The organism is Psychrobacter sp. (assembly GCF_035469765.1).
Classification (GTDB): domain Bacteria; phylum Pseudomonadota; class Gammaproteobacteria; order Pseudomonadales; family Moraxellaceae; genus Psychrobacter.
Genome location: NZ_DATIRM010000407.1, coordinates 1 through 2,831 on the forward strand (window position 1 = coordinate 1; position 2,831 = coordinate 2,831).

At 42.7% G+C, this 2,831-nt stretch carries 3 protein-coding genes and 2 pseudogenes; 4 read left to right on the forward strand and 1 reads right to left on the reverse strand.

Annotation, left to right across the window (positions count from 1 at the left end; translation table 11 throughout):
• From VLN09_RS11300 to VLN09_RS11315, 4 genes and pseudogenes are all read left to right on the forward strand, one after another.
• A pseudogene (locus VLN09_RS11300) lies at positions 1-403 on the forward strand (RNA methyltransferase); the annotation flags it as partial.
• Between the two features lie 117 nt (positions 404-520).
• Positions 521-964, forward strand: coding sequence for a YtoQ family protein (locus VLN09_RS11305; protein ID WP_325246576.1), 444 nt, complete (start codon positions 521-523; stop codon positions 962-964).
• Positions 965-1,151: 187 nt separating this feature from the next.
• Positions 1,152-2,027, forward strand: coding sequence for a serine O-acetyltransferase (cysE, locus tag VLN09_RS11310; RefSeq protein WP_414709131.1), 876 nt, complete (start codon positions 1,152-1,154; stop codon positions 2,025-2,027).
• A gap of 3 nt (positions 2,028-2,030) precedes the next feature.
• A complete protein-coding gene (locus tag VLN09_RS11315) occupies positions 2,031-2,468 on the forward strand; it encodes an SDR family NAD(P)-dependent oxidoreductase (RefSeq protein WP_325246578.1) in 438 nt (145 codons plus the stop codon).
• Between the two features lie 108 nt (positions 2,469-2,576).
• Here VLN09_RS11315 and VLN09_RS11320 read toward each other — a convergent pair.
• Positions 2,577-2,831, reverse strand: a pseudogene (locus VLN09_RS11320) (hypothetical protein); the annotation flags it as partial.

Consider the following 2,831-nt stretch of genomic DNA (forward strand, 5'->3'; position numbering starts at 1 on the left):
TCATATCCAAATTGATGCCAATCCTGCCTATCCAGTGCTCAATGTCGCCTCAGCTGTGCAAGTGATCGCGAGCTTTATTTATGCTTATACGCAAACGCATATACAAACTGACAGCAAAGCCAAGAATAATACAGTAAAGGCAACTGACGACCTAGAGACGACAGAACAAGGGATGCTTAATACCTATCTGCGTCAGCAATGGGACGAGCCCGCGATAACTCAGCGACAATTGCAACAGCTGACTGAGCGCACCACTGCATTAATGGTCCAACGGGGACTGGCAGACAATGCAAACTTAAAATCACTGCCCTCGCGTTTGTCTCGACTTGGCTCACGTATTCAGCTCGATCAAAAAGAGTATCAATTGTTAAGCGCCTTGATTGCCAAACTTGCAAAAGACTAAAGCTTCTAACAGCAAATTTTTAGGCGTTGAGTTTTTTTGGCATTAACAGCAGTAGCATCATTTACAAATTCTATGATTTTACAAGTGACATGATTTAATAATAAAAAGGAATTGACGATGAATTGGAATGTTTATTTATCTGGAGAAATACACACCGACTGGCGACAGAAAATTATGCAAGGCGCCGAAGACCAGGGTCTTGCTATTACCTTTACATCTGCAGTGACCGAGCATGAAGCCAGCGACGCCGCCGGTGATGTACTCGGTAAAGATGACAATGGATTCTGGCGGGATCATAAATCATCAAAGGTGAATGCCATTCGCACCAAAAACATGATCCAGAAATGCGACATTGCTATCATTCGTTTTGGGGATAAATATAAGCAGTGGAACGCCGCATTCGATGCCGGCTACTGCGCTGCATTGGGTAAACCTTATATCACCTTACATGCTGAAGATATTATCCATCCGCTAAAAGAAGTCGATTCCGCGGCAATGGCATGGGCGCAAACGCCAGAGCAAGTTGTTGAGCTGCTAAAATATGTTGTCAGTGATAGCTAAAGCATAATAGTGATCGCCTTTAGATAAAGCGCCCATGATTAGTGTTTTATCTAAAGGCGATTTTTTATTTATAGCGCATTGCTATATTTTGTACTGCAAAACTGCTATAACTAAATAGATTGTAATCAAAAATACGATAGGATGATTTATGTCATTGCCAACCGCCTTATTCAAATCGCTTACCCGCATCAAAAGAGACTTAAAAGAAGACATTGATGCGGTATTTAACCGCGACCCTGCCGCGCGTAACAGCCTAGAGGTTATCTTGACCTATCCTGGTATTCACGCGCTTATCTTGCATCGCGGCGCGCATTGTCTCTGGCAAAATGAGCACAAACTTGCGGCTAGAGTGATTTCTTATGGCTCGCGTATCATCACAGGTATTGAGATTCATCCTGCTGCCAAAATCGGTCGTCGATTTTTTATTGATCATGGCATGGGGATTGTTATTGGTGAAACGGCAGAGATTGGCAATGATGTGACCCTTTATCATGGTGTGACGCTTGGCGGTGTCTCTTGGAATAATGGCAAACGCCATCCTACTTTGGAAGATGGTGTTATCGTTGGTGCCGGTGCCAAAGTATTGGGACCGTTCACTGTCGGTAAAGGCGCTAAAATTGGCTCAAATGCCGTCGTGGTCAAAGCAGTGCCAGCAGGCGCAACCATGGTTGGTAGTGCGGCTCGTATGATATCAGATCATCATGACGAAAAAGGCAATCCTATTACGACCAAAGTTAATGATGCCAAACAACAAGAAAAAGCGGCGCAAGCTACTGGTGCAGAGAACTCTTCAGATAAAAAACAGGCAAATCACACAGCACGCGAAACCACATTTCAAGCTTATGGCATCGACCCTATGTCACAAGACCCTGTTGCCGAAGCTTTTGCTAAAATGCTCGAGCATATTCAGCAATCAGAAAATCGCTTAGATCAATTACAAACAGCAATGTGCAAAATCGATCCTGACTTTTGTAGAAAGGAATACGATAAGCTCTGTTTAGAGGATTTAGATGTCATTGGTCGGTCTGACATAGACGAGCTTAATGATGAGAAAAGCAACTAAGATATTTATCTACAATATACAAATGTATTAGGGACATGCCCTAGTGAAGACGATTGGACGCACGTCGTTAAAGCGACCCAAGATAAATTTGGTCAAATCGATGTGCTGGTCAATAATGCGGGTATCACCACCCACAAATCTATTTTGGATACTTCTTTAAACGATTACCGTAAGATTCTAGAGAGTAACCAAGCGGCGGCGCTTGAGTGTGCGCAATATGGCATTCGCGTTAACTCCATTCATCCAGGCGTTATTGCCACACCCATGATTATGCAGGGCGACACCAAAGATGCGGTTGAAGCTTTTGCCAAGAGCCTTCCGATGAAACGAGTGGCACAGCCAGAAGAAGTCAGCGGCATGGTGCTATTTTTAGCGTCGGATGATTCAAGCTATTCGACGGGTTCAGAGTTTAGCGTTGATGGTGGTTTGACCGCGCAGTAGTTGATTCAAAACTATTTTGAGTAGTCATTTAAGGCTGGGTATTTTGCTCAGCTTTTATTTTGAGAGGCTTTAATAGAGCTATCAGCCTTCGATAATTCTTGCCTATTTTTAACAATATCTTAGTCGCTTAATGTAACCTTTTGAAATTAATTCTTTTATCCCTGCTCTCTCATGTGCTTTAAATGGATAACGATCTGCCATAATTATCCACTCAGAGGATTCAAAATTTTTATTTTTGCTTAGGCTATTTTCTGGAGCCACTTTAATAAGCAGTATATCAATATCCATTGTTACTGCTTTTATAGCCGTTGGTGATTCTGTTAAACGCTGTCTCTCGCAGTCGCACTCAAACCGTTTAAATGT

What these genes read in the sequence shown, in the direction of transcription:
- VLN09_RS11305 (WP_325246576.1), top strand. Translation starts at nt 521, where the DNA reads ATGAATTGGAATGTTTATTTATCTGGAGAAATACACACCGACTGGCGA.